The sequence below is a fragment of the Streptomyces pseudovenezuelae genome, from assembly GCF_001513955.1.
Taxonomy (GTDB): domain Bacteria; phylum Actinomycetota; class Actinomycetes; order Streptomycetales; family Streptomycetaceae; genus Streptomyces; species Streptomyces pseudovenezuelae.
In genome coordinates this window covers 1380877-1406783 of the sequence record NZ_KQ948144.1, presented here as the reverse complement: position 1 = coordinate 1406783, position 25907 = coordinate 1380877, and the positions used below count along the sequence as shown (strand labels likewise).

27 protein-coding genes and 1 pseudogene are annotated in these 25907 nt (G+C 72.2%); 14 read left to right on the top strand and 14 right to left on the bottom strand.

Translation table 11 applies throughout. The features are described 5' to 3' along the window. Positions 1-21: 21 nt before the first annotated feature. Positions 22-450: a VOC family protein gene (locus AQI94_RS06195; protein ID WP_031049810.1), complete on the bottom strand. Its 429-nt coding sequence runs from the start codon at positions 448-450 to the stop codon at positions 22-24. A gap of 99 nt (positions 451-549) precedes the next feature. Between AQI94_RS06195 and AQI94_RS06190 the strand changes: the two genes are divergently transcribed. Together AQI94_RS06190 and AQI94_RS06185 are read left to right on the top strand one after the other, a co-directional pair. Continuing rightward, positions 550-1458 (top strand): pseudouridine-5'-phosphate glycosidase, encoded by a 909-nt coding sequence (locus tag AQI94_RS06190; protein WP_031049812.1) that lies wholly within the window; start codon positions 550-552, stop codon positions 1456-1458. Continuing rightward, on the top strand, positions 1455-2393 hold the full coding sequence (locus tag AQI94_RS06185) for a carbohydrate kinase family protein (RefSeq protein WP_062229614.1): 939 nt from the start codon (positions 1455-1457) through the stop codon (positions 2391-2393). Before AQI94_RS06190 ends, AQI94_RS06185 begins: the two co-directional genes overlap by 4 nt. A 161-nt stretch (positions 2394-2554) precedes the next feature. On the opposite strand, the gene AQI94_RS06180 is transcribed toward AQI94_RS06185, so the two are convergent. Further along, positions 2555-3349 carry a methyltransferase gene (locus tag AQI94_RS06180; RefSeq protein ID WP_031061047.1) on the bottom strand — a complete coding sequence of 265 codons (795 nt, stop codon included), beginning with the start codon at positions 3347-3349 and terminating at the stop codon, positions 2555-2557. A 248-nt stretch (positions 3350-3597) separates the two neighbouring features. Between AQI94_RS06180 and AQI94_RS06175 the strand changes: the two genes are divergently transcribed. Continuing rightward, complete coding sequence (locus AQI94_RS06175) at positions 3598-4725, top strand: magnesium and cobalt transport protein CorA (RefSeq protein ID WP_031061050.1); 1128 nt, start codon at positions 3598-3600, stop codon at positions 4723-4725. Between the two features lie 22 nt (positions 4726-4747). On the opposite strand, the gene AQI94_RS06170 is transcribed toward AQI94_RS06175, so the two are convergent. Then, positions 4748-5179 carry a CBS domain-containing protein gene (locus AQI94_RS06170; RefSeq protein WP_031061053.1) on the bottom strand — a complete coding sequence of 144 codons (432 nt, stop codon included), beginning with the start codon at positions 5177-5179 and terminating at the stop codon, positions 4748-4750. A gap of 181 nt (positions 5180-5360) precedes the next feature. Then, positions 5361-5993 carry a nucleoside/nucleotide kinase family protein gene (locus tag AQI94_RS06165; protein ID WP_031061056.1) on the bottom strand — a complete coding sequence of 211 codons (633 nt, stop codon included), beginning with the start codon at positions 5991-5993 and terminating at the stop codon, positions 5361-5363. Positions 5994-6193: 200 nt separating this feature from the next. On the opposite strand from AQI94_RS06165, the gene AQI94_RS06160 reads away from it, so the two are divergent. From AQI94_RS06160 to AQI94_RS06150, 3 genes are all read left to right on the top strand, one after another. After that, a complete protein-coding gene (locus tag AQI94_RS06160; protein ID WP_031061059.1) occupies positions 6194-6901 on the top strand; it encodes a DUF2293 domain-containing protein in 708 nt (235 codons plus the stop codon). A 267-nt stretch (positions 6902-7168) separates the two neighbouring features. Beyond that, positions 7169-7648, top strand: coding sequence for an anthrone oxygenase family protein (locus AQI94_RS06155; RefSeq protein ID WP_031061061.1), 480 nt, complete (start codon positions 7169-7171; stop codon positions 7646-7648). A 198-nt stretch (positions 7649-7846) separates the two neighbouring features. Continuing rightward, positions 7847-9334 (top strand): glutamate synthase subunit beta, encoded by a 1488-nt coding sequence (locus AQI94_RS06150; RefSeq protein ID WP_031061064.1) that lies wholly within the window; start codon positions 7847-7849, stop codon positions 9332-9334. 28 nt (positions 9335-9362) lie between these two features. On the opposite strand, the gene AQI94_RS06145 is transcribed toward AQI94_RS06150, so the two are convergent. Next, a complete protein-coding gene (locus AQI94_RS06145; RefSeq protein ID WP_031061066.1) occupies positions 9363-9842 on the bottom strand; it encodes a carboxymuconolactone decarboxylase family protein in 480 nt (159 codons plus the stop codon). A 46-nt stretch (positions 9843-9888) separates the two neighbouring features. On the opposite strand from AQI94_RS06145, the gene pdxR reads away from it, so the two are divergent. Next, complete coding sequence (gene pdxR / locus AQI94_RS06140) at positions 9889-11355, top strand: MocR-like pyridoxine biosynthesis transcription factor PdxR (RefSeq protein ID WP_062229613.1); 1467 nt, start codon at positions 9889-9891, stop codon at positions 11353-11355. A gap of 107 nt (positions 11356-11462) precedes the next feature. Here the strand turns inward: pdxR and AQI94_RS06135 are convergent, their stop codons facing one another. Both AQI94_RS06135 and AQI94_RS06130 read right to left on the bottom strand, forming a co-directional pair. After that, entirely contained in the window at positions 11463-11717 is a 255-nt protein-coding gene (locus AQI94_RS06135; protein ID WP_031061076.1) for a DUF397 domain-containing protein, read from the bottom strand. After that, on the bottom strand, positions 11718-12578 hold the full coding sequence (locus AQI94_RS06130; RefSeq protein ID WP_031061080.1) for a helix-turn-helix domain-containing protein: 861 nt from the start codon (positions 12576-12578) through the stop codon (positions 11718-11720). 249 nt (positions 12579-12827) lie between these two features. Between AQI94_RS06130 and AQI94_RS06125 the strand changes: the two genes are divergently transcribed. The 3 genes from AQI94_RS06125 to AQI94_RS06115 all read left to right on the top strand — a co-directional run bounded on the left by AQI94_RS06125 (position 12828) and on the right by AQI94_RS06115 (position 16041). Next, the gene (locus AQI94_RS06125) at positions 12828-13490 is read left to right on the top strand and encodes an ATP-binding protein (protein WP_051833045.1); all 663 of its coding nucleotides are present in this window, start codon (positions 12828-12830) and stop codon (positions 13488-13490) included. Then, positions 13481-13927, top strand: a complete 447-nt coding sequence (locus AQI94_RS06120) for a hypothetical protein (RefSeq protein WP_031061086.1) — start codon at positions 13481-13483, stop codon at positions 13925-13927. The genes AQI94_RS06125 and AQI94_RS06120 overlap by 10 nt, the downstream gene beginning before the upstream one ends. A 170-nt stretch (positions 13928-14097) precedes the next feature. Beyond that, positions 14098-16041: an ABC transporter ATP-binding protein gene (locus AQI94_RS06115; RefSeq protein ID WP_031061089.1), complete on the top strand. Its 1944-nt coding sequence runs from the start codon at positions 14098-14100 to the stop codon at positions 16039-16041. A 2-nt stretch (positions 16042-16043) separates the two neighbouring features. Here the strand turns inward: AQI94_RS06115 and AQI94_RS42555 are convergent, their stop codons facing one another. The 3 genes and pseudogenes from AQI94_RS42555 to AQI94_RS06105 all read right to left on the bottom strand — a co-directional run. Then, the gene (locus AQI94_RS42555; protein ID WP_031061093.1) at positions 16044-16229 is read right to left on the bottom strand and encodes a hypothetical protein; all 186 of its coding nucleotides are present in this window, start codon (positions 16227-16229) and stop codon (positions 16044-16046) included. A gap of 172 nt (positions 16230-16401) precedes the next feature. Further along, positions 16402-17091: a DUF899 domain-containing protein gene (locus AQI94_RS06110; protein ID WP_031061096.1), complete on the bottom strand. Its 690-nt coding sequence runs from the start codon at positions 17089-17091 to the stop codon at positions 16402-16404. 221 nt (positions 17092-17312) lie between these two features. Continuing rightward, positions 17313-17948 (bottom strand): annotated as a pseudogene (locus tag AQI94_RS06105) (amidohydrolase family protein); the annotation flags it as partial. 136 nt (positions 17949-18084) lie between these two features. Here AQI94_RS06105 and AQI94_RS06100 point away from each other — a divergent pair. Next, entirely contained in the window at positions 18085-19065 is a 981-nt protein-coding gene (locus tag AQI94_RS06100) for an endonuclease/exonuclease/phosphatase family protein (RefSeq protein WP_031061097.1), read from the top strand. 3 nt (positions 19066-19068) lie between these two features. On the opposite strand, the gene AQI94_RS06095 is transcribed toward AQI94_RS06100, so the two are convergent. After that, positions 19069-21054, bottom strand: coding sequence for an FUSC family protein (locus AQI94_RS06095; protein WP_062229644.1), 1986 nt, complete (start codon positions 21052-21054; stop codon positions 19069-19071). 221 nt (positions 21055-21275) lie between these two features. Beyond that, positions 21276-22040 (bottom strand): nucleotidyltransferase domain-containing protein, encoded by a 765-nt coding sequence (locus AQI94_RS06090; RefSeq protein WP_031061530.1) that lies wholly within the window; start codon positions 22038-22040, stop codon positions 21276-21278. A gap of 144 nt (positions 22041-22184) precedes the next feature. Between AQI94_RS06090 and AQI94_RS06085 the strand changes: the two genes are divergently transcribed. Genes AQI94_RS06085 through AQI94_RS06075 form a run of 3 tightly spaced genes read left to right on the top strand, consistent with a single transcriptional unit; the run spans position 22185 to position 23529 of the window. Then, positions 22185-22673: a hypothetical protein gene (locus AQI94_RS06085; RefSeq protein ID WP_159050631.1), complete on the top strand. Its 489-nt coding sequence runs from the start codon at positions 22185-22187 to the stop codon at positions 22671-22673. Further along, positions 22670-23083, top strand: coding sequence for a RidA family protein (locus tag AQI94_RS06080; protein ID WP_031061527.1), 414 nt, complete (start codon positions 22670-22672; stop codon positions 23081-23083). The genes AQI94_RS06085 and AQI94_RS06080 overlap by 4 nt, the downstream gene beginning before the upstream one ends. Then, positions 23080-23529, top strand: coding sequence for a GNAT family N-acetyltransferase (locus AQI94_RS06075; protein ID WP_031061514.1), 450 nt, complete (start codon positions 23080-23082; stop codon positions 23527-23529). Before AQI94_RS06080 ends, AQI94_RS06075 begins: the two co-directional genes overlap by 4 nt. 8 nt (positions 23530-23537) lie before the next feature. Here the strand turns inward: AQI94_RS06075 and AQI94_RS06070 are convergent, their stop codons facing one another. Both AQI94_RS06070 and AQI94_RS06065 read right to left on the bottom strand, forming a co-directional pair. Further along, the gene (locus AQI94_RS06070) at positions 23538-24257 is read right to left on the bottom strand and encodes an aspartate/glutamate racemase family protein (RefSeq protein ID WP_031061512.1); all 720 of its coding nucleotides are present in this window, start codon (positions 24255-24257) and stop codon (positions 23538-23540) included. A gap of 5 nt (positions 24258-24262) precedes the next feature. Beyond that, complete coding sequence (locus AQI94_RS06065; RefSeq protein WP_031061511.1) at positions 24263-25732, bottom strand: NCS1 family nucleobase:cation symporter-1; 1470 nt, start codon at positions 25730-25732, stop codon at positions 24263-24265. Between the last annotated feature and the right edge of the window lie 175 nt (positions 25733-25907).

Genomic DNA, 25907 nt, shown 5'->3' with positions numbered 1-25907 from the left:
GTGGCGTGGGGCCCCGCGGCGTCAGTCGTAGTGGCGCGCCTCGAACACGTTCCCGTCCGGGTCGCGGAAGTAGAAACTGCGCCGGGCCATGCCGCGGGCGCCGAAGGAGTCGTGGGAGAAGTCCGAGACGGGCACGGACCGTTCCTCCAGACGGGCCCGCAGTGTCTCGAAATCGTCGGCGGGCAGGGCCAGGCAGACATGATTGACGGGGTGTCCCGCGCTCTCGGCAGCGCCGGGCACCATTTTCATGCCGTCCGCCAGGGTGAGCGGCATGAGGTCGAGGATGGTCTCGTCGTTGAGCCGTACGGAGGGGAAGGACACCGCCCCCGCGGCGAAGTCGGTGAGCCTCACGGGTTCCATGCCCAGGGTCTTCTCGTAGAAGTCGGCCGATGCCACCGGGTCGCGCACCCAGAGGACGACATGGTCGAGACGCATCGAGTTGTCCGTCATGCACCCCAGGCTGGTGTCGTCCTCCACAGCTCGCAAGGGTTTGACCGGACGCGCCGCCCGCCAGAGATGAGGGAAGAACGAACGACAGGAGGCAGGCCCGTGGTGCTGGTGGTGTCCGAAGAGGTGCGCGAGGCGATCGACGCGCGTCGACCCGTGGTGGCCCTGGAGTCCACGATCATCGCGCACGGGCTGCCGCGTCCGCGCAATCTGCAGGTGGCGCTGGAACTGGAGGACGTCCTGCGGCAGGAGGGGGCGGTACCGGCGACGATCGCCGTACTCGACGGGCGCCCCCATGTCGGCCTGGACAAGCAGCAGGTGGAACGCGTCGCGAACGAGGACGGGATCCGCAAGCTGGGTCACCGGGATCTGCCCCTCGCGATGGCCGCGGGGGTGAGCGGGGCGACCACCGTGTCGGCGACGGCCCAGCTGGCGGCCCTGGCCGGGGTGGAGGTGTTCGCGACGGGCGGGCTCGGCGGGGTGCACCGGGAGTGGACCACGACCCAGGACGAGTCGGCCGACCTCGGCCTGCTGGCACGTACCGCGATCACCGTGGTGTGCGCGGGCGTGAAGTCCATCCTGGACGTGCCCGCGACACTTCAGCGCCTGGAGACGCTGGGGGTCGCGGTCGCCGGGTTCGGCACGGACCGCTTCCCCGGCTTCTATCTGTCCGACTCCGGCTTTCCGGTGGAGTGGCGGCTGGACTCCCCCGAGCAGGTGGCGGAGGTCATGCGCGCGCGTGCGGCGCTCGACGCGCCCGGCTCGGCGCTGATCGTCGCCAACCCCGTGCCCGAGGAGGAGCAGCTCGACCCCGCGTTGCACGCGCGTGTGCTCGCGGAAGCGCTCCAGGCCTGCGAGGAGGCGGGGGTCTCCGGCCAGGGGGTCACGCCGTTCCTGCTGGACTACCTGGTGCGGCACACCGACGGCGCCTCGCTGAGCGCCAACCTGGCGGCGGTGCGGGGCAACGTCCGGCTGGCGGGCCGGATCGCGGCCGCCCGGGCCGGGGCGTGACGACGGACGGGCTCGGTACCGTCTCGGCCGTCGGGGGCGGCGCCCTCCTGGTCGTCGGGGACGTCATCACGGATGTCGTCGCCCGGCATCGGGGGCCGCTCGCCGCCGGCACGGACACCGCCGCCGCGATCCGTACGGTGCCGGGCGGGGCGGGCGCCAACGTGGCGTGCTGGGCCGCCCGCGGGGGCGGTGCGGAGGTACGGCTGCTGGGGCGGGTGGGCGCGGACGCGGACGCGTGGCACGAGCGGGAACTGGCCGCGTGCGGTGTACGGCCACAGCTGGTCGTCGACCCGGAGGCACCGACCGGGACGGTGATCTGCCTCGTGGACACGGGTCAGGCCGCCGAGCGCACCTTCCTCACGGACAGCGGCGCGGCACTACGGCTCGGGCCTGACGACTGGTCGGACGCCTTGCTCGACGGCGTGGCGCGCCTGCATCTGTCGGGCTATCTCCTGTTCTCGGAGCCCAGCCGCGCACTGGTGGCGGTGGCTCTGGAGTCGGCACGCGCGCGGGGTGTGCGGGTGAGTCTCGACCCGGCGTCGGCGGGCTTCCTCCGGGAGATGGGGGTGGACCGCTTTCTCTCGCTGGTCGAGGGAGTGGACGTCCTGCTGCCGAGCCGGGACGAGGCCTGTCTGCTCACCGGCTTGCCCGATGTGGCGGACGCGGCGGCCAAGTTGAGCCGCCAGGTCCCGCTGGTGGTGGCCAAGCAGGGCGCGCGCGGGGCGCTGATCGCCCGGTCGGGGACCGTGTGCGCGCACGTGCCCGCCGTGGCGGCGACGCCCCGGGACACCACGGGGGCGGGTGACGCCTTCACGGGCGCGTTCCTCGCGGCCCTGCTGGCCTGCGCCACTCCCGAGGACGCGGCGGCGGAAGGCTGCCGGGCGGGTGCGCTGGCGGTGGAGCGGGTGGGCGGGAGGCCGCCGCTGCCGGAGTGACGGCGATTGCCGGTGGGAGACGCCGGTGCCGGACCGACAACCTGTCGGCGGGCCGGCGGGTGGGCCCGCGGTTGTGGACGACACTGCTCCGGGCTCCCGCTCTGCCACCGGCCCCCTCCGGCTCCCGGTCGCTCCCCTTCAATGCCTCGCACCCCGCACTGCTACGCCTTGCGCCCCCAAGCCGAGATCAGCGGAGCCGTGGCCAGGTCCATCGTGCCGGTGGCGACGTTGGCGAGGTGGCGGTCGATGTCCTCGTCCGTGGCGAGACCCGCCGTGACCAACTGGGCGCGGACCTGCCGGATCGTGGCGGACTCCAGCGCGGCGCAGGCCGTGGAGGCGAGCGGGAAGTACGCGTCGGCGGCCACCTGACGCAGACCCGCCTCGCGGAGCAGACGCGGGAGGGTGCGGCCGTAGGAGAGGTCGGCACCGCGGTCGGCGAGCAGCCGGCGAAAGCCCTGGCGCAGCCGGTTCGCCAGCTGCTGCTCGGGGCCGTACTCGTCGGGGCAGGTCAGGGGTTGCAGGGCGGGGTCGGCGTCCTCCAGCAGGAGGCGTCCGCCGGGGCGCAGGGATTTGATCATCGACCGCAGGGCCCGTTCCCGGTCCGGCACATGGACCAGGACCAGCCGGGCGTGCACCAGGTCGAAGCCCTCGCCGGGGGGTTCCTCGGCGCCCACGTCGTGGACACGTACGTCCACGGGCGGTCGGGCCGCCGCGGTCAGACGGGTCGTGTCGATGTCCGTCGCGACGACCTTTCCGGTCGGGCCGACCTTCTTCGCCAGCCAGGACACCACGGAGGTGCCGCCCGCACCGACTTCCCAGCAGCGCCAGCCGGATCCGATGCCGAATCCCTCGATGTGCCGGAAGGTCGTGGGGTCGAAGAGGGTGGCGAAGGCGTCGAAGCGCTCTGCCGCCTCCGCCTGCTGGTTGTCGAGGAGGTACCCGTCGGTTCGTGTCATGTCGCGATGATCCCAGTCGCCGGGCTTGTCCGAAACGGACGACGCGGCTCCTTCCACGACGAGATGATCCGTGTCGGTCCGGCGGGACGACCAGCACCGAGGCCGGGGGCGGGCCGGTTTTCCACAGGCGGGAACCAAGTGGAACCTCCCCTGTCCACAGGCTCACCCAACGCTTGCTCTGACCTGGCAAACTGGCGCGCCAGGACGCAGAAACGCGTCGCACGGGAGATCCACGCGAGGAGATCCAGATGTCCATGGCAGGGAATCTGCGAAAGGTCACGAGCCTTGGCAGGGTCGGCGGCCTGCGCAAGGTGGCCCGGCTGGCCCGGCGGCGCCCGCGCGTCGACCTGAGCCACCACGCCCGTTCCCCGCTGGGTACATCGGTGGTCAACTGCGTGACGTACAAGGAGGGCGCCCGCGTCCCGGTCGACGGTGACCTGGTCGACACCGTGGAGCGGGTGCGCAAGAGCCGTGACGGTTTCGTCTGGCTCGGCCTGCACGAACCCTCGGACCACGAGTTCGAGGGCATCGCGGACCTCTTCGACCTGCACCCGCTGGCCGTCGAGGACGCGGTCGAGGCCCATCAGCGCCCGAAGGTGGAGCGGTACGGCGAGACGCTGTTCGCGGTGTTCAAGACGGTCTGCTACGTCGAGCACGAAGAGCTCACGGCGACGAGCGAGGTGGTCAACACCGGCGAGATCATGGTGTTCGTCGGCGAGGACTTCGTGATCACGGTGCGGCACGGCAGCCACGGATCGCTGGGCCCGCTGCGCGAGGAGCTGGAGTCCGACCCCGGGCAGCTCGCCAAGGGACCGGCCGCGGTGCTGCACGCGATCGCGGACCATGTGGTCGACGACTATCTGGACGTCGCCGACTCCCTCCAGTCGGACATCGACCTGGTCGAGACCGCGGTGTTCGCGGACAACGGCGCGCGGGTCGACGCGGGCCGCATCTACCAGCTCAAGCGTGAACTGCTGGAGCTGAAGCGGGCGGTGGCCCCGCTCAGTCGCCCGCTGGAGGAGCTGTCCACCCGGCCGATCCAGGTCATCGCCCCGGAGATACAGGCGTACTTCCGTGACGTCTCCGACCATCTGCTGCGCGCCAAGGAGCAGATCGCCGCGTTCGACGAACTGCTCAACTCGATCCTTCAGGCCCACCTCGCGCAGGTGACGGTCGCTCAGAACGAGGACATGCGGAAGATCACGGCCTGGGCCGCGGTGATCGCCGTCCCGACGATGGTCTGCGGGGTGTACGGCATGAACTTCGATCACATGCCGGAGCTGCACTGGACGTTCGGATACCCGTTGGTCATGGGTGTGATAGCCGTCGCCTGCGCCGTGCTGTACCGGGGGTTCCGGCGCAACGGCTGGCTGTGACCGGGGTCGCCCGCGGGGCGGGTCAGTGGGTGGTGGCGGAGCGCGCGTAGACGTTCTCGGCCCAGCCTGCGATCTGCTCGTCCGTCAGGTGCCGGGCCAGGTCGGATTCGCTGATCATGCCCACCAGGCGCTTGTTCTCGATGACGGGGAGCCTGCGGATCCGGTGCTCCTGCATCTCGTGCAGGACGTCGGCCACGTCTGCGCTCGCGTCGATCCAGCGGGGGGTGCCCTGGGCCATCTCACCGGCGGTGACCCTGGCCGGGTCGTGGCCCACGGCCACACAGCCGATGACGATGTCGCGGTCGGTGAGGATGCCGCACAGCCGTTCGTTCTCGTCACTGATGGGCAGGGCTCCGACGCCGAGTTCGCGCATCAGCTGGGCGGCGCGGTCGAGGGTCTCGTGGGCGGGGATCCACTGGGCACCCCGGTGCATGATGTCTCCGGCGGTGGTCATGGAGTACCTCCCGATGCCGGACGGCCGGCGCGACGCGGGCGGCACCGCAAGTCCCGGCGCCCTACATTCTCGCCGCGTCACCGGGGGGCCGCACCCGGAACCACGCGCTGACGGCGGCCCGGTCCGGGCATCGACGCCACAGCCCCCGTACCGGTCCGGTCCGTCAGCCGTTCCGCGCCGGTCAGCCGTTCCACGCCGGGTGGCGGGGGTCGTCGGCGCGGACCAGGACGTCGGCCGTGCCGGCCGGGTCGGTCTCGTCGGCGTAGCGCTCGTAGGCGGGGAGGGTCCAGTGGTCGGGCTCAGGGGTACGGCGGCGGAGGGCGCCCTCGGAGAGGAGGACGTGGACGGTCAGGTCGAAGGGGAACCAGTGGCGCAACAGGAGGGGACCGTGGAGCAACAGGACGCCGCCGGGCGGGAGATGGACGTAGGGACTGCGGGTGGCGCGGTCGGAGACGGGGTCCCACAGGTCGGGCAGGACCCGGCCGTCGCCGCCGGGTTCGAGGGGGTCGAAGACCTCGCGCCACAGGGCGCCGGTGTCGAACCAGCCGTCGTAGTAGGCCTCCAGGTCGTGGTGGCCGTGTTCCAGACGGAGCGAGGCGGGGCGCAGGAAGCCCTCGGTGCCGACGACGAGCGACGGCCGGCCGCGTATCCGCAGGGCCTCCCCCACCCGTTCGGCGAGTTCATCCGGGCGGGCCGCCGGAGCTCCGTCGAGGGCGACGCGGGGCCAGGGGCTGCCGTCGGCGGGCTTCAGATCGAGGAGGCGGTCGGCCAGCCGCTCGCCGAGCCGGTCCCAGGTGATCGCTTCGAGTCGCACACGGCCATGATGCGTCAGGGGACGCGGGGAGTGACGAGACCGGGTGGCCGACCGACATGGCATCGGACGCGGAGATCGGTGGTCCGAGGCCGTGTCCGTGACGGCGTCCGCGTCCGTGTCTGCGTCTGTGCCCATGTCCGCGTCCGTATCCGTCACGGTGTCCGTGTCCGGGGTGGGTGCGGCCGGGGAATGAACCCCTCATGACCGGCCTCGCGACTCCCCCGGCCCGTGGTGGACCACTCGTCGTCCAGCCGTTGCGGAGACGGCACTGCGCGGAGTGCCGGGGTGGGCCGTTGCCGTTGCTCGTCGTCGAGGACGGGGCACCGCGGTGTCTCGACTGCGCCGACCTCGGACATCTGGTCTTCCTGCCGCGCGGGGACACGGCACTCACGCGCCGGTCGCGGGAGGAGAGCGCGCTGTCGGCGGTCGTCGTGCGGTTCAACCGGCGCAAGGGGCGCTACGAGCGGCAGGGCGTCCTCGTCGAGGAGGCGGGGCTGGCGCGGGCCGAGCAGCGGTGTCTGGCCGACGCGGAGGCACGACGGCGGCGTCGGATGCGGGACGCCCGGCGGCGGGCGGTGGAGGACGTGCGGTTCGCGGAGGCGTTCGCCGCGGAGATACGGCGGCTGTTTCCGGGGTGCCCCGACGAGCGGGCCCGGACCATCGCCTCGCACGCGTCCGTGCGGGGCAGTGGGCGGGTGGGGCGGAGTGCGGCGGGGCGGGCCCTGTCGGAGGGGGCGGTGGTGTCGGCGGTGGTGGCCTCCGTACGGCATGTGGACACGCCGTACGACACGTTGCTGATGAGCGGGGTGGCGCGGCACGAGGCGCGGCGGCGGATCTCGGGGCGGGTGGAGGCGGTACTGCGGGGGTGGCGGGAGCGGGGCGCGGTGCTGCGGGAGGAGGCGGGCTGACCGCCCCGGCAGCGCACCGCCCGACGGCACCGGGACAAGCCCTCGGCACCGCCGCGGCCCATCCGCGACACCGCACCCCTTCACCGCAACCCGGCACCGCATCCCGGCACCGAGCCGCGGCCGTCGGTGTGGAGGAGTTCTGGGCAGCCGGTGGGGATGGACGACCGCTTATGGGGGTGCGCGGGATGGCCATGGTGAGGAGGGTGAGGGCGGGATTCACTGGGGGTGACGGGTGGTTCCGGGTCGGAGGCGGGAGCTGGTGTGGGGATGATCGACGGGCCTTATTTCATGCTGGTCGTGCTGGGGGTGCTCGGGACCGGACTGGTGGCAGGGGTGTTCTGCGCGTTCTCGGCGTTCGTGATGAGAGGGCTCGCCGCGTTGCCGCCCGCGCAGGGCGTCGCCGCGATGAACGCGATCAATGTGAGCGCCGTGCGGCCGCCGTTCATGGCCGTGTTCGCGGGCTCCGCGGTGCTGTGCGCGGTGATCGCGGTGGTGACGTTCGTGCTGTGGCCGGACGAGGGGACCGTGGAACTGCTGGTGGGCAGCGCGCTGTATCTGTTCGGCGCCTTCGGGCTGACGACGGTGGCGCACGTGCCCCGCAACGACGCCCTGCTCAGGCTGGATCCGGGCACCCCGGAGGCGACGGCGTACTGGCCGACGTACGTGCGCGAGTGGACGATGTGGAACCACGTGCGCGCGATCGCCTCGGGCGCGGCGGCGCTGGCGTACATACTGGCCCTCACCTGAGCGCACGCACCGCTTCGCCGGCTCGGAGAAGACGCCGTCCCCGGTTGCTCACCGGCGCTCCCCGGCACTCCCCGGCACTCTGCGCGAGTGGCCGAGGAGTCGTATCGTGGCCGGAAGATGTTCCGCAGGAGTGCCGCTCGATGACGCACGGCCACGTCGGACGCGTCAGCGTCACCAGCGTGAGCGAGGAAGACGGCCATGGCCGATCCCAAGGGATTCATGACCACCCCGCGTCAGGACTGGCCCCGCCGGCCGGTCGAGGAGCGGGTCCGGGACTGGGACGAGGTGTACGTCCCCGGGGCGCTGCTGCCCATCATCACCGAACAGGCGGATCGCTGCATGGACTGCGGCATCCCGTTCTGCCACGAGGCCTGTCCGCTGGGGAATCTCATCCCGGAGTGGAACGACCTGGTCTCGCGGGAGGACTGGCGGCAGGCCGCCGACCGGCTGCACGCGACGAACAACTTCCCCGAGTTCACAGGGCGGTTGTGTCCGGCGCCGTGCGAGGCGGGGTGCGTGCTCGCCATCAACCAGCCGGCGGTCACCATCAAGAACGTCGAGGTGGCCGTCGCGGAGCAGGCCTGGGAGCTCGGGTTCACGCCGCCCCGGCCGCCGGACCGGCTGTCGGGGCGGACCGTCGCGGTGATCGGGTCGGGGCCGACCGGGCTCGCCGCGGCCCAGCAGTTGACGCGGGCGGGACACACGGTGGCCGTCTACGAGAAGGACGACCGGCTCGGCGGGCTGATGCGGTACGGCATCCCCGAGTTCAAGATGGAGAAGCACCATCTGGAGCGGCGGATCGAGCAGATGCGGGCCGAGGGGACGAAGTTCCGCACGTCCACGGCGGTCGGGCGGGATGTCGGAGCGGCGGAGCTGCGCACGCGGTACGACGCGGTCGTGATCGCCACCGGGGCCACGGCGTGGCGTGAACTGGACGTGCCGGGTCGGGAGTTGGCCGGGGTGCAGCAGGCCATGGAGTATCTGCCGCTGGCCAACCGGGTACGCGAGGGGGATCTGGCGGTGTCCCCGATGTCGGCCGCCGGGAAGCATGTGGTGATCGTGGGCGGGGGTGACACGGGGGCGGACTGTCTGGGGACCGCGGTGCGCGAAGGCGCCGCTTCCGTGACCCAGTTGGACATCTACGCCCAGCCGGGGGGCGAGCGGGACGAGGATGCCGAGCCATGGCCCACGTATCCGAAGATCTACCGGTTGTCGGCGGCGCACGAGGAGGCCGGTGAGCTGCGGACGGCGCCCGCGGCCGACGCGGACGCCCGGTTGTTCGCGGCGTCCACGCTGCGCTTCACCGGGGACGCGGACGGGCGTGTGCGGTCGCTGCACCTCGTCGAGGTGGACGCGGCGCGGCGGCCGGTGGAGGGCACGCAGCGGACCCTCCCCGCCGAGCTCGTGCTGCTGGCGCTCGGTTTCTCCGGGCCGGACCGGGGGGACGGCCTGGTGGAGCAGTTGGGGCTGGAGATGGAGCCGCGGGGGACGGTGGCGCGGGATGCGGGGTTCGCCACGAACGTGCCGGGGGTGTTCGCCGCGGGGGACGCCGCTCGGGGGCAGTCGTTGATCGTGTGGGCGATCGCGGAGGGACGGGCGGTCGCGGCGGCGGTCGACCGCCATCTGACGGGCAGCTCGCAACTGCCGGCGCCGATCGGGCCGTACGACCGTCCGATGACGGTGTAGGGCGGGCGCGGCGCGGCCGCCCGGCCGCTCACCGCCGCTCGTCCGTCCCCGCCACCTTCGCCGTCGCCAGGGCCACCCTGTTCCAGGTGTTGATCGTGAGGATCAGGGACAGTACGTGGGCCAGTTCCTGCTCGTCGAAGCTGGCCGCGGCCTGGGCGTAGACCGTGTCGGGGACTCCGCCGTCGGCCACCAGCGTGACCGCCTCGGTGAGGGCCAGGGCCGCCTGCTCCTTCTCCGTGAAGAAATGTCGGGCCTCGCGCCAGACCGGGACCATGTGGAGGCGGTCCTCCGTCTCGCCGGCCTTGCGGGCGTCGTTGGTGTGCATGTGGAGGCAGTACGCGCAGTGGTTGAGGTGGGAGGCGCGGATCTGGATCAGCTCGACGAGCGCGGGGTCGAGGCCCTCGCGGGCCGCCGTGTCGAAGCCGATCAGGGCCCGGAACACCTTCGGGGCGGCCTTCGCGAGGTTCAGTCGAGCCGTGCCGGTCAGCTGCGGGTTCGTCGTCGTCATGTGACCAATCTACGGCCCGGAAAGACCTGCTGTAGGGTGCATTTCCATGGCAGAATCGTGGGTCAATTATGCGGAGCGGATCGGCTCCGACCTGCACCTGGAGCTCTCCGGTCCGGGGAGCAGGCGGGCCGCGCTCATCAGGGCTCTGCGGGACGCGGTACGCGGCGGGCGGCTCGCCCCGGGCACCCGGCTGCCGCCGTACCGCTCGCTCGCCGCCGACCTCGGCGTCGCCCGCAACACCGTGGCCGACGCCTACGCCGAACTGGTCGCCGAGGGCTGGCTCACCGCCCGGCAGGGCTCCGGCACCCGCGTCGCCGAACGGGCCCGGCCGCCGCACTCCGCCGTACCCCCGAAAGCACCCGCAGCACCCGCACCCTCCGCACGCACCGATGCCCCGCACCGCGGCCGGCCCGCCCGGCACGACCTCCGCCAGGGCACCCCGGACGCCTCCTCCTTCCCCCGGTCCGCCTGGCTCGCTTCCTACCGCCGGGCCCTCCAGCAGGCCCCCAACGAGGTCTTCGGCCCCGGCGACCCCGCCGGGCGGCCGGAGCTGCGAGCGGCCCTGGCGGCATACCTCGCCCGCGCGCGCGGCGTGCGGACGGAACCGGACCGGATCGTCGTCTGCTCCGGATTCGCGCACGCCCTGCGTCTGCTCTTCGGGGGTCGGAGCGGGCAGATCCTGCGCGGTCCGCTCGCCGTCGAGGCGTACGGACTGCCCTTCCACCGGCAGCTGCTCGCGGCCGAGGGCGTACGGACCGTGCCGCTCCCCCTCGACGAACACGGGGCGCGCGTCGACCGGTTGACGCGCGAGCGGGCCGTGCTACTCACGCCCGCACACCAGTTCCCCACCGGCGGTCCGCTGCACGCCGAGCGCCGGGCCGCGGTGGTCGACCGGGCACGCGCGCGTGGCGTGGTGGTGCTGGAGGACGACTACGACGGGGAGTTCCGCTACGACCGCAAGCCCGTCGGCGCCCTGCAGAGCCTCGATCCCGAGCAGGTGGTCCTGATCGGCTCGGTCAGCAAGAGCCTGTCGCCCGCGGTGCGGCTGGGGTGGATGGTGCTGCCCGAGCGGTACGTCGGCGACGTGCTCGCGGCCAAGGGCGAGCGGGAGGCCTGGGCGAGCGTGCTCGACCAGCTGGCCCTCGCCGACCTGATCGTCTCCGGGTCCTACGACCGTCATGTACGGCGGATGCGGCAGAGGTACCGCGATCGCCGGGACCGGCTCGTCGCCGCGCTGGCCGAGCGGGCGCCGCACGTGCAGGTCAGCGGGCTGGCGGCGGGCCTGCACGCGGTGCTGCGACTGCCGCCGGGCACCGAGCGGTCCGCCCTCGGGGCCGCGGCCCTGCACGGAGTGGCGCTCGACGGGCTCGCGGATTTCCGCCACCCGGACACGGACATGCCGGCCGACGACGGTCTGGTCGTGGGGTACGCGACGCCTCCCGAGCATGCGTACGGGGCGGCGCTGGAGGCGCTGTGCGGGGCGTTGGCGTCGAGTGGGACGCGGGGGTCGTGAACCGTGGATGGGGGGTGGGGCGAGCAGCTGCCGCCCCTCCCCCCACCCGTCAGTGCTTGCTCATCAGTGATTACCAGCAGTGATTACCCAGCAAGGGAGCAACGAGGTCAGGAGAGCAGGAAGTCGGCCACCCCCGCCTTCGCGCCCTCGATGAACGCGGTCATCTCGTCGGTGGTGTAGATCAGCGCCGGTCCGTCCGGGTCGGTGGACTGGCGCACGGCGATCCGGCCGTCGGCGAGCTTCATCGCCTCCAGGCAGTTGCCGCCGTTGCCGCCGCTCCACGGCTTGTGCCAGCCTTCGCTCCCCAGCTCCCGGGCGGGCATGCCGTTGTAGACGCGGAGGCGGGGCTTGATGCGATTCATTCACAGCTCCTTGCGGAGATCCCGGAGGATCTCCTTCGTGCGATGTGCCGTAGCGGCCTGCGCCGCCATGCGGTCCATGACCTCGAGGTGGGTCGCCACCTCTACGCGCGCGTCCAGATAGATCGCGCCGGTCAGGTACTCGCTGTAGACCATGTCCGGAAGTTCGGGCACGGCGAATCGGAAGAGCACGAAGGGCCCGTACGTGCCGGGGTGCGGCCCGCTCGCGAACGGGGCGACCTGGAGCGTCACGTTGGGCAGCTTCGTCGCCTCGAGCAGTTTGTCGATCTGCGCACGCATCACCTCCGGGCCGCCCACCGGGCGGCGCAGCACGGTCTCGTCCATGACCACCCACAGCCGGGGCGCGCCCTGACGGGTGAGCAGTCCCTGCCGTTCCATGCGCAGGGCCACATGGCGCTCGATGTCCTCGGGGCTGGTCTGGCCGATGGCGCCCGAGCGCAGGACGCCACGCGCGTAGTCCTCGGTCTGGAGCAGACCGGGCACGAAGTGCGGTTCGTACTCGCGGATGAGCGCGGCCGCGCCCTCCAGGCTGACGTGCATCGAGAACCAGCCGGGCAGCACGTCGTGGAAGCGCTGCCACCAGCCGGGACGGTTGGCGTCCTCGGCGAGCTGGACGAAGTCCTCGGCCTCCTGGTCGGAGACGCCGTAGGCCTTCAGCAGCAGCTGGAGGTAGGGGATCTTGAGCCCGACCTCGGCCATCTCCATACGGCGGACGGTGGCGGGGGCGACCCGGAGGATGCGGGCGGCCTCCTCACGCTTGAGCCCGGCGCGTTCCCGCAGGTCCAGCAGGCGCCGACCGAGGACGACCTGGCCGACCGTCGGCGCGGACCGCGGTTCGCTCACGCTCCACCTCCACGAAGTCATGTACGGGCGTCACAGCCACCAGCATGCTGACAGGCCAGCGGCGCCATTCGAAGACCTAATTCGAAGATCTGTACGGATACGAATACCGCTGCGTACGGATCTCCGGTGATCCCAACTGGCGCCGCTCGACATGCTGTTGCGAGCAGTGTGCCACGGCCTCTTACCGCGTCACACAGCACTCTGCATTTTTCAGAGTGACACTTGCCAAGTGTTCACGACGGGGCGATAGTGGCAAGCGTGATTCCGTCCCCGCCCTTAGGAACAGACGCTGCCGAAGACCGCCCCCAGGGTCTCGGTGCCGCCGCGGGAGCAGGCCTCTCCAGGGCCGCTGCCCGGCGCCGGTTCCGTTTCGAGCTGGCCGCGCACCCGGGGTCTCCCGCGCAGGCCAGACGCCTGACGAGGGCGCGACTGACCCATTGGTCGGTCTGCGAGGACACCTGTGACTCAGCTGCCCTGGTGGTCTCCGAGCTGGTGACCAACGCCATCGTGCACACCGCGAGCAGCCGTGTGGTCTGCGAGCTGCACGACAACGACGACCTGGTGCGCATAGCCGTACGTGACGAGGGCTGCGCGCCGGGTGAACCGCATCCGTCCCCGCAGCGCGGCGAAGAGGAGCACGGGAGGGGACTGCTCCTCGTCGACTCCCTCTGCCACGCGTGGGGCGCCCACGAGCACGGTCCCGGTCTGCTGGTCTGGGCGGAGCTGCCGCGCAAGGCGGACGAGCCCCGCGCGGACACCGGCCCGCGCAACGACCTGGGCTGGGGGGCCCGCCCCAAGCCGGTTCCCTCGGGGGAGCCGGGTCAGGGCGACGAGGCCGAGGAGCACCACAGAGCGACGCCCGAGGGGGATGCTCGCGAGCACGGAGCGGGGGGCGCGGGCGCATGGGCGTGAGCAGCGGGTCCGGCGGCCAGGTGCTGACCCTGGACACGCTGGTCCGCCTCGGACGTGGGCTGCGGACGCCGGGGACGCCGTACAAGCTGGCCGTGCCCGAGGGGATGACGGTGCCGCTGGGCTGCGACGCGGTGGGGGTGCCGGCGCCGCTGGGCCGGGAACTGGTGTCCCGGCTGCCACGGGTCGGGTGCGTGTACGCCGATGCCACGCACTGGTGGTGGCTCGTTCCCGCCGACTCCGACTACGCGCTCGAGTGGCCCAGGCCTGCCCAGTACGCCACCGGGGCGGTTGTTCCGGACGCCCCGGTGGTGCCCTCTCTTGTGCGTCGGGGCACGGGGACCCTGCCGTACACGCCGCCGATACCGCTGTACCTGGCGTTGTGCCGGCTGACGGGGACGACGCCCAACTGGTCCCGGCCGGTCAGCTCAGCCGGTTAGCCGCGGGGGCGGGCCCGCGAGGGCTGGTCGCGCCCACGCGGCGGAGCCGCACATCGGCACAGCCCCGAAGGTGTGCGCCCGCGCGCTGCCCGTAATTCCCTCTGCGCCCTGCCCCCGACCAGTCCGCCCCGCCATAGTTGCCCCCGTCCAGCGATCGGGGGAGGTCCACGGTGGGGAAACAGCCGAACGCCGAGCAACCCGGGGTCTCCGAGTCGGAGCGGCTGCTCTTCGGGGGACCGCTGCGCTACGACACGGGGTGGAACTCGCACTCCGACGCGTTCCTGGAGCTGGGGTTCCGGGCCATGGTGGGGCGGTTGCCGGCGCTGCTGTCGGGCAGCCTGCGGCTGGCCTGGCAGGCCGACCGGCAGGCCGCGCGGATCGTGCTGGTCGCCGAGGTCTGCCGGGGTCTGACGCAGGCCGTGAGCCTGCTCGCGGTCAACAGTGTGCTGGGGCGGCTGATCAGCGGGGGCGCGCTGGAGGACCGGCTGCGGGGTGCCGTGCCCGCGCTGGTGACGATGGCCGCCGTCATGCTCGTGGGAGCGGTGTTGCGGGCGGCGTCCACGTACGCCACCGGACGCCTGGAGCCCAAGGTCGAGCGGGTGGCGACCGAGCGGTACCTGGAGCGGGCGGCCACCGTGGAGCTGGCCGCGATCGAGGACCACGCCTTCCACAAGCTGCTGGACACCGCGCAGTACGGCGCCACCTCGGCCCGCCGCATGATCTCGTTCGCGACCCGAGTGGTGAACGCGATGATCTCGCTGATCGCGGCGGCGGGCGTGCTGACCGTGCTGCACCCCGCGCTGCTGCCGCTGCTGGTCACGATGACGATCCCGAGCGGCTGGGGCGCGCTGACGATCGCGCGCCGCCAGTACGAGTCCTTCCACACCTGGGTGCAGCACGTGCGGGCGGGCCGGCTGCTCGGCGCCCTTTTGATCGAGCCGGAGTCGGCGCCGGAGATCCGGGTCCACGGGGTGGGCCCGTTCCTGCTCAGGCACTATCGCGCGATGGCCGAGACGGCGGAGGCGGAGCAGGCCCGGCTGGCCCGGCTCGCGGCCCGCACCGGGCTGATCGCGGCGGCCTGGACGGGCCTGGCGACGGTGGCGACGTACGCGACTCTCGGCGGGCTGCTGCTGGGGGGCGCGATGGCCCTGTCGGTGGCCGGAACAGCCGTGATCGCCGTCCGCACCGGCTCACAGAGCCTGAACACCCTGGTCGTCGAGATGAACGCGCTGCACGAGGAGGCCCTGTTCGTCGGCGACCTCCAGCGGCTCTACGAGGAGGCGTCCAAGTGGGCGATCCCGGTGGGCGGGACCGCGCTCCCGGACGATCCGCGCGAGATCCGCTTCGAGAACGTCACCTTCGGCTACCCGGGTGACACCGCCCGCCCCGCGCTCGACGACGTGACGCTCACCCTGCCGCTCGGCAAGATCGTCGCGCTGGTCGGCGAGAACGGCTCGGGCAAGACCACCCTGGTGAAGCTGCTCGCGGGACTGTACGCCCCCGACCGGGGCCGGATCCTGTGGGACGACGTCGACGCGGCGCACGCGGACCGGCGGCTGCTCGCCGAGCGGGTCGCGATGGTCGCCCAGGACTTCAAGCGGTGGCCGTTCACCGCCCGCGTCAATGTGGCGGTGGGCCGTTCGTCGGCGCCGCTGACCGACGAGCGGGTGTCCGGCGCGGTCGCGGAGGCCGGGGCCGGGGAGGTGCTGGCCGATCTGCCTCGCGGCCTGGACACGCTGCTGGCCCGCAACTTCAGCGGCGGGCACGAGCTGTCGGGCGGGCAGTGGCAACGGCTCGGGATCGCCCGGGCCGCCTACCGGCGGGGCCACATCCTGATCGTGGACGAGCCGACGGCCGCCCTGGACGCCCGGGCCGAGCTGGAGGTCTTCGAGAAGATCCGCGCGCTGGCCGGCACCGGCCAGACGGTCATCCTGATCACTCACCGGCTGGCGTCCGTACGCCACGCCGATCTGGTGCACGTCCTGGAACAGGGCCGGCTCGTGGAGTCGGGCACGCCCGACGAGCTCCTGGCCTCCGGTGGCGTGTACGCGGAGCTCTACTCGCTCCAGGCTGAGCAGTTCACGGCAAAGGTGCCCGCCAAGGAGGCGGGCTGACCTCATGCGAGGGCGTCGGCCGCTGCCTCGCCACTGCGGACGATCACCAGGAACGTGTCGGTCGCCAGGTCCATGACGACCTCCGCCGGCAGCCCCTCAAGACGCCTCGCCTGCGCGAACTCCTCCGCCGGCCACGATCCACGCGGCCCGCCAGCGGGAAAGCGTTCGAGCACTGTTCGCCCGTTCACCACCCTGCACCTCCAGAAAGCGTGTACTCACCCGTAGGAGCACTTGTAGGAGTTAACGCCTTCCGGAGCCCGAAAGCCTCGGTGAGTTGCCGTACTGAGACGTAGTTGACACGGGTTCAGCGCGAAGCGTGAGAGTTCGATTACTCAACGGTCACATCTGTCGCTCTTTGTGTCAGTCCTCGTACTCATCGTGATACCTGATGCGTACGCTGCCTGCGGGCGCGCCGAGAGCGGACGCGCGCCCCTTGGGTTCCTCCCACTCCTCCTGCCGGCCCAGCGCCGTGAGGTCGAGGAAGCTGGTGGTCGAGCCGAGTCCGTCGAGGCCGCGCTCATAGGTCGAGTAGGTGTGAAAGACCCGGTCGCGGTCGCGCAGGAAGCAGCTCACGCCGGGCCGCTCGGCCAGCTCCCCGTCGATCTCCAGGGTGGCCTCGAAGTCGTGGTTGAAGTCACCGCCGTAGGACGAGTACCAGGGCAGGGTCCATCCCATCCGCGCCTTGAACGGCAGGATTTTCGTGTACGGCGCTCTCGACACGGCCGCGAACGTCGTCCCGCGTGCCTTCAGATGGGCGAGATGCCCGATCTGGTCCAGGAACGCGGAGCAGCTGCGGCAGCCCGCGTCCCACTCCGGCGCGAACATGAAGTGGTAGACGACGAGCTGGCCGCGCCCCTCGAAGAGGTCGAGCAGGGTGGCCTTGCCGTCGCCGCCCTCGAAGACGTACTCCTGCTCCACCTCGACCATGGGCAGTCCGCGCCGCTCGGCGTTGAGGGCGTCCCGCGCACGCGTGGCCGCCTTCTCCCTGACCAGCAACTCCGCGCGCGCCGCGCGCCATTCGTCCCGCGTGACGATCTCCGGAAGCGCCATGGGGTCCCTCCTGTACGACGGTCCGTTCGGGGTGGTGACCGCGGGGAGGAGCGGAACTCATCGGTGACGCGGGAGATTCCTTCCGGACGACACCCGCGGCGCGAGCAGCCGGCGGGTCGCCAGGGCGATCTCGGTCTAGGCGCGGGCCGGCGGGACGCCCGGGCAGCAGTGGATGCACTGGCCGAGGGCGAGGAGCCCGGAGGCGTCCCGGGGCAGGTCGAGGCGGTCGGGGCCGGGGAAGCGGGCGGGGTCGTGGTCGGCGGCGGACGGGGAGACCCGGACCGTCTCGCGTGCGGGGCGAGGGCGGTGGTGATGCGGCCACCGGCGGCGCCGCGCTGCCGTAGCGCGAACTCCAGGGAATCCTCCCGCCCTTGGGGCCCCTGCGAGGAGAAGTGGGCCTGTCCGAGGTGCGCGCGGATGCCGCACTCCTCGACGACCGCGGCGACGGCGTCCATCGAGAAGTAGTGGTCGGCGAAGCAGGTGACCCCGCCCCGGATCATCTAGGCGCAGGCGAGCCGGGCCCCCAACTCCACGTCCTTCTCGGTGAGGTTGGACTCGATCGGCCAGACGACGTCGTTGAACCACTCCTCGGTCGGCAGGTCCTCGGCGATCCCGCGCAGGGCGACCATGGGCGCGTGGGTGTGGCAGTTGACGAGCCCGGGAAGGGCGATCTGCCCCCGCGCGTCGATGCGTTCCACGGCGGGCAGTTCCGCGGCCCGCGCGCTGCTGGTCACCGACGCGACGACACCGTCCCGTACGACGATCGCCGCGTCCTGCGTGAACCCGACCCGCTCTTGATCGTCGTGCGTGAGCACCGTGCACGGGGAGATGATGAGACCTGCGGGAGAAGGCGTCATACAGGCACCGTACGACGCGGTCGTGTCCTCGCAGTGGGTGGACCGCGCATTCCGTCGCCGCTCTGTCGCGGCGGCGCGGGCGCGGGCACCCTGGCCTCACCACCGCCCGTCGTACGCCTTCCGGAAGGGGTCCGGCATGCTCGTCGGCACCTGGAACCTAGAGAATCTGATGCTGCCGCACAGCGGCGACGGCGCTCCGGCGACCGAGGCCGCGTACGAGGCGAAGGTGGCGGCCCTCGCCTCCGTGATCACCGCGCTAGACCCGGATCTGCTGGGAGTGCAGGAGGTCAGGCAGGAGGAGACGCTCGCCGACCTGGCCAAGGCGGCCGGCGGACAGTGGCACATCGCGCTCTCCCGGCACGCGGACCGCAGGGGCATCCGGGTGGGCTTCCTGAGCCGTACCCCGATGCGGACACGGCGGGACACCCATGTGTTCGCGGAGAAGCTGCGCCCCGTGCAGGGTGACGACGGCACCGAACCCGACGCGCACGACGGCGAGACCAGCCGCGGCTTCCTCGCGGTGGAGACCGACACCGGGGACGGGGTGCTCCATGTGGCGGTCGCCCATCTCAAGTCGAAGCTGCTGTCGTATCCGGGAGCCGGGGGCAAGAGCCGCTTCCAGCCGCACGACGAGGCAGAACGGGCCCGCTTCGGCGCCTACGCCCTCTACCGGCGGGCGGCCGAGGCGGCGACCCTGCGCGCCGTCGCGGACTTCCTCCTGGAAGGCGCCGGGACCGAACGGGACGTGATCGTCCTCGGTGACATGAACGACGTGGTGAACGCGGCCACCACCCAGATCCTGCTCGGCCCGCCCGGCTCCGAGCTCGACAAGCCGCGCGCGTTCGCCAAGTCCGACCTGGGCGACCCGTTCCGGCTGTGGGACATCGCCCCGCGCATACCGGAGGAGCGCCGCTTCTCCCGCGTCAGCTTCGGACGCGCCGAACTGATCGACCACGTCCTGCTGAGCCATCGTCTGGCCAGGCGTATCGAGGAGGCGGGGACCGGTCTGCCCGAGCACCGGGACGACGCCCTCGTCCTGCCGTCGGTGGACGAGGATCCGCGCAAGCGCGTGGGCACACCCGGTTCGGACCACGCCCCGGTGTGGGTACGGGTGTGACTCCTAGCCGGCGAGGGGCACTTCGGGCAGCCGGACCTCCACGCGCCCCCGGCCCTCGTCGAGCCGGCCGAGTTCGTCGAGCAGTTCGGTGAGCCGGTGGACCTGCTCGGGGGTGAGCCGCCCGGAGTCGTCGAGGTGGACCGCGCACGCGGTGGTCGTGTCGACGATCCGCTCCAGCACGGCGACGATCTCGCCGGTGCCCTCCGAGTGCCGGGCGAGCGCGGGGAGTTCGGCGGCGGCCAGGGCGATGGCGGTGCGCGCCTCGGCGAGGGCGCGATAGGCCTCCCGGCGCAGGGTCCAGCGCCGGGCGCGGGTGTCCTCGGTGGGTGTGTCCTCGGTGGGTGTGTCCTCGGTGCGGGTGCCCTCAATGCGGGTGTCCTCGGCGCGGGCGTCTCGTACGGCTGGTTCGGCGCCTCGCGGGACAGGCCGCCCGGCCTCCCGTAGCACGGGCCGCTCGGTCTCCCGCAGGACATGCGCGAGGTACGCCTCCGCCGCTCTGCCCGCCGCGGCCAGCCGGGACCGCACTCCCCCGCCCCGCTGTCCCGGCATCGGCAGATGCCCGACGAGCAGCACGATGGCGCAGGCGAGCAGGGTCTCGGTGATGCGGCTGGCGGAGGCCTGGGGCTCGCCGCCGACCATCACGAGCGCCAGCACGAGGACGGTGACGACGGCGGTCTGCGCGGCGAAGTGCCGGGTGGCCACGGGAATCAGGGCCCCGCTGACGGCGACGAGCGCGATGAGCCCTTCGGGCCGCGGCAGCACGAGCGCGAATCCGGCGAAGACCAGCGCACCCAGGACGGTCCCGGCGGCCCGGCACAGCACCCGGGAGGCGAGCGGGCCGAGGTCGGGCTTGACGAGGAAGACGGCGGTGGCGGGCAGCCAGTACCAGTGCGCGTGCTCCCCGTACCAATGGGAGTGGTGCAGAGCCTGCGCCACGGCGGCGCTGGCCCCGAAGCAGAGGGCGACCCGCAGCCCGTACTCCCGGCCGCCGGCCCCGAAGACGGACCGCAGCAGGTCCCGGCCGGTGAGCCGGCGCGTGTGCAGATCCTCGCCCCGCCCGCGGTCGAACGCCTCGGCGGCCCGCAGCAGGGCGTCGTCGAGCGCCCGCAGCGCGGGCCCGGACCGGTTGGGCGCGGGCAACGGCCCGGTGTGCGTGTTCTCCCGTACGGCGGCGGCGAGCCGCCGGGGCCCCGCGGAGGCGCGCCCGGGCACCGCTTCCTCCGCCCAGGCGAGTGCGGTGGCCGCCTCGGCGAGCGGCAGCGCGGCCGCGTACTGCGCGTGCAGCCGCCGCTCGGCGGCCGAGCTGGCGTACCGCCGCAGCCGGGGCCCGGTGAGCGCGTCCTGTGCGTGGTCGAGCGCGGCGGTGAGCGCGACGCGGCGGTCGGTGGCGTGCTCGGTGCCCACGGCGTCGAGCAGGCCGGCGACGGCCTCGTACACCGCGGCGACCGCCTCCCGCTCGCCGTCGAACCGGAAGTCCCCGGCGAGGGATCCGGGCGTGGGCAGCGCGAGCCGCAGCGCGAGCAGCCAGCAGCCCCCACCGAGATAGGCGACGGCCCGCAGCCATCCCTCCTCCGGCAGCGGCATGCCCGCCCCGATCGCCGACGCGACGAGCACCTGCGTACCGGCTCCGGAGGCGACGGGCCCGACGGCGCTGACACCGCCGGCGACCAGCCCGACGAGGGTGAGCAGAACGGTGAGGGTCACGGCCCCCGTGTACTCCCCCGCGTACGTCCCGACGATCATCCCGACCGCGCCGGCGAGCGCGGGCACCCCGATCCTCTTCACGGAGACCCGCCGGCTGCCGGGCCGGTCGTTGATCCCGGCCAGCATGGCGGCGATGGCGGCGACGACACCGAGGGAGGTGCGGTCGGCGAGCACTCCGGCCAGCAGCAGCGGCCCGGCGGACAGGGCCCCGCGCACCACGGCACTCCAGGGAATCGGCCCGCGCTGGGCACGAAGGGCGTGGGCGAGCCAGGGCGGTAGGTGCATCCGTACGGCGGGGCGGGACACGGGGCTCCTGTCGTCGGGGGAGGCGGGGGTGCGCCTTCGGGCGACGGTGGCCGGGCGGTGAGCGGTGACCTCCACGGTAGATCCCGTTCCTGGAGGCTCCGGGACTGTTGTGTTACCCGCGTGTGACGATGCATGCAAAAGCCACGTTCTTTATGAACGCAACCCGGAGACCGACAAGGGGACGGACGTGCAGCCGCCGCTCAGTCCACGCGCTCGAACAGGTCCCGCATCTCCTTGACCGCGCGGACGGCCGCCTCGGGCGATGCCGTCAGGGACGCGACGACCCGGTCGGCATCCCGCAGCCCGGCCCGTTCCAGCAGCCGCTTCTCGTTGGTCACCCACTCCCCTCGCGCCGCCAGCACCGAGTGCCCCATCTGTACGGCGGCCGTGGCGAGGGCGCCGGCCGTCTCGGTGAGGCGGCCGGCCGGGGCGTGGTTGGCCTCGGTGTAGGCGAGGGTGAGGCGGGCGGTGTCCCGCCACCGGGCGGCGGCGGAGCTGCGGAGCTTGGCCGGGTAGGCCGCCGGGCGGGGCAGGTCGCCCCTGAGGACCTGGTTGACGGCGAGTTCGGCCACGATCAGGTAGGTGGGGATCCCGGCCAGGTGGAAGAGCAGGGGCTCCACCCGGAAGCGTCCTTGCTCCGCCTCGGCCGACTCCCGTTCCACCACGTCGAGATCCCGGTAGTGGACGTCGACCCGCCGCCCGTCGATCGTCAGCCACGCGCCCCCGTTGAAGACGCCTCCGCCCCAGCCGCCGACCTCGGAGACCTCACCTTCCCAGCCGATCGCGCGAAGGCCGGCGGGGTCGAAGTCGCCGCGGTAGTAGATCGCCAGGTCCCAGTCGCTGTCCGGCCGTTCGGTGCCCTGGGCGCGGGAGCCGCCGAGCGCCACGGCCCGGACGGTGGGCAGTGCGGCGAGACGGTCCGCGGTGGCGTCCAGGAAGGCGGCGTCGGGGAGGGCGGGGGGCATGGGCGCAGCGTACGGAGAAGGCCGGCGTCCGCTCCACGCAATTACGCGATCGGCGACGGCCCGGGGCACAGCCGGGGGCCGTTGTCAGTGGCGCGCGTTATCAATGAAGTCGTCACTGAGTGTCACGACGAGGGGGGATCGACGATGACGGCGTACGAGAAGGACCCGGGTCCGCGAACGCCCCGCACCCATCTGTCCACTGCCGGACTGCGGGCGCGCGGCTGGAGCGCCGGGATGATCCGCCGGCTGCTCGGCGAGCCCGATCTGCGGCGACCCAACCCGTTCTTGCGTACGGCCCCGCCGACCCGCCTCTACAGCGTCGAGCGGGTCGCCGCGGCCGAGCGGAGCGAGGAGTTCAGGGCGGTGTCGGCGGTTGCCGCCCGACGGCCCGCGGCGATGCAGGAGGCCGCGCGGCGCAGACGACGGAAGGTGCTCGCCAGGATCGCGGCGGAGTCGACCGAGACGCCGGCGCTCGCCCCGGCGGCGATCTCCCCGGGGCACCCGGATCGTGCACAGGAGTGTGAACACCGGCGGGGCCCGGAAGTTCGGGGCCCGGAAATTCAGGTGCGCTCCCGTCCCCCGGCCCCCGATGATCGAAAGGTTGTCCGTCGTCCGCCACAGGAGTCCACGTGATCGAGCGCGTCACCGCCCCGGCCCTCTTCCCGCCGCCGACCTACTCCCACGCCTCCGTCGTCGAGGCCGGCACCAAGCTGGCGTTTCTCGCCGGGTCCGTTCCGCTGGACGCCAAGGGGAACCTCGTGGGGGAAGGGGACCCCGCGCGCCAGGCCGAGCAGGTGATCGCGAACCTGCGGGAGCAACTGCACGCGGTCGGCAGCGACTTGGAGCATGTCCTGGCGACCGATGTTCATGTCGTGAGCAGCGAGCCCGCGGTGCTGTCCACCGTGTGGGAGGTGGTCGAGGCGTCCGGGCTGAGCGCCGGCCCGCACGCGTCGACGCTGATCGGGGTCGCCTGCCTCGGATACACGGGCCAGTTGGTGGAGATCACGGCCACGGCCGTGGTGCCGGAGAAGGCCTCGCGGTGAGCTCGGTCGTCATCCGCAGGGCCACCGCCTCCGACGCCGCCGCCTCGGCCGACGTCTATCTGCGTTCCTTCGCCGCCGCGTTGCCGACGGTCGTACGGCCCCGGTCCGACGACGAGGTGCACGCCTACATCCGGGACGTCGTCGTGCCATCGCACGAGACATGGGTGGCCGTGGCGGAGGAGCAGGTGGTGGGTCTCATGGTCCTCGACGGTGACCTGCTGTCCCAGCTGTATCTCGACCCGGGCTGGCGAGGCCGGGGCATCGGCGACCGTTTCGTCACGCTCGCCAAGGAGCGCGGCCCGCAGGGGCTGAGCCTGTGGACCTTCCAGGTCAACAAGCCGGCCCACCGCTTCTACGAGCGGCACGGCTTCGTCGAGGCCGAACGCACCGACGGCAGCGGCAACGAGGAGCGGGAGCCGGACGTGCGGTATGTGTGGCGGCCCTGAGCCCCCGGTCAGTCCGACTGCGCTCCCCACACCCGCCTCTTCGGCACCGGCCTCGCATACCCGCCCGCCCGGCTGGTGCTGAGCCCCAACCCCACCAGCGACTCCGCCAGCTTCACCGCCGCGCCCACCCCGTCGACCACCGGAAGCCCCAGCTTCTCCCCCACGGTCCGCTGAAGTCCGGTCATCCCGGCGCACCCCAGCACCAGCACCTCGGCGCCGGCCTCCCGTACCCGCTCGGCGGCCGTCAGGAAGGCGGCCTCCGTACGGTCGGCGTCCCCCAGGTCGAGCACGCCCAGTCCGGTCCCGACGACGGCGGCACAGTTGCGCCCCACCCCCGCCAGTTCCAGGCTGTCCTCGATCTGCCCGCAGGAGCGTTCCAGCGTGGTCACCACGCCGTACCGGCGGCCGAGCAGACAGGCCAGATGGGCGGCGGCCTCGGTGATGTCGACGACCGGTACGTCCACCAACTCCCGGACCCCCTCGCGGCCGTGCTCGCCGAAGCCGGCCATGACGACCGCGTCGTAGGAAGGGCCCTCGTACGTGCGCAGCAGGTCGATGACCGCCGCCGCGGAGAGGTAGCTGTCGAGCCAGCCCTCGGCGGACTCGGGGCCCCAGGCGGGGGTGAGTCCGAGCACGGTGGTGCCCGGGCCTGCGGCGGCCCGGGCACCTCGTACGATCTCCTCGGTCATCTCCTGCGTGGTGTTGCAGTTGGTGACGACGATCCGCACGCTTATCAGACCTCCACGGCCTCGGGGACCGCACGAGCCGCTCGCTCGCTGCGGCACAGCAGTGCGTACAGGCCGGCCGCGAGGGCCGTACCGATGAACCAGGAGTACGGGGCCACGTCGCTGAACGTCTTCACCAGGGCGAGGACGCCGGCGACGGCCGCCGCGGGCAGGAACGCCCACAGGGCCTTGGGGTTGACGCCCTTGCGGTAGTAGTAGCGGGAGCCGGGCTCGGCCTTGAACAGTTCGTCGACGTCGACGCGGCCCTTCTTGACCCAGTAGTAGTCGAGCATGATCACGCCGAACAGCGGGCCGAGGAAGGCGCCGAGGCCGCCGAGGAAGTAGTTGACGACCGTGGGGTTGGAGAAGAGGTTCCACGGGGTCACGACCAGGGCCGCGACCGTGCTGATCATGCCGCCGACCTTGAAGGTGATCTTCTGCGGCCAGACGTTGGCGAGGTCGTACGCCGGTGAGACGAAGTTGGCGACGATGTTGACGCCCATGGTGGCGACGGCGAAGGTGAGCGCGCCGAGGACCATCACCCAGGTGTTGCCGACCTTGGCGACCAGTTCGGCCGGGTCGGTGATGGCCTCGCCCCAGACCTCCAGCGAGCCCGCGGTGACGATCACGGAGACGACCACGAAGGCCGTGGAGTTGATCGGCAGGCCCCAGAAGTTGCCGCGGCGGACGGTCTTGTAGTCCGGCGCGAAGCGGGAGAAGTCGCAGAAGTTGAGCATCAGTGTGCCGTAGGTGGCGAGGATCAGTCCGATCGCGCCGAACCACTGCCGCCACTGCTCGCCGACCGAGACCGGGTGCGGGGTGCTGGTGAGCGAGATGCTCCAGCCGGCCTTGGCCAGCACCCACACGGCGAGGGCGATCATGACCAGCCAGATCGCCGGGCCGCAGAAGTCCTGGAACTTCCTGACCGACTCCATGCCCTGGCTGATGATCAGCGCCTGGACGAGCCAGAGGGAGAGGAAGGAGACCCAGCCGAGCGCGTCGAGTCCGAGAAAGGAGCTGTGGGTCCAGGACTCCAGGCCGGGCCAGGCGGCCAGCAGCATCACGTTGACCGCGACGGAGGCCAGGTAGGTCTGGATGCCGTACCACATGATGGCGATCACGGCCCTGATCAGGGCCGGGATGTTGGCGCCCCACACGCCGAAGCTGATGCGGCTGACCACGGGGAACGGCACGCCGTGGCGCTGGCCGATCTTCCCCATCCAGTTCATGCCGACGTAGATGAGCACGAAGCCGACGAGCAGGGAGGTGAAGACCTGCCAGACGTTCATGCCGAGGACCAGCAGTCCGGCCGCGAAGGTGTAGTTGCCCAGGTTGTGGACGTCGGACATCCACATGGCGAAGAGGTCGAAGACCTTCCAGTTGCGCTTGCCCGCGGGGGCGAGGTCTTCGTTGGTGAGCCGGGGATCGGGGACGAACGCTGGTGTGCCGGTGGCTTCGGCACGGTCGGCGAGGGACACAGGGCCTCCAAGGACGGGGGACAGGAGGGTGGCGGCCGCCTGGCATCCGGTTTTGGTATACCAAACTGCCGACATGGTCCCGCCGTCAAGAGTCCCGGCCGATGTCGCGTCTGTTAAGGCTCCGTAAAACAGCTCCGGCGTCAACGCCGGCTCCCGCGTCGGAGAAGATGGCTCC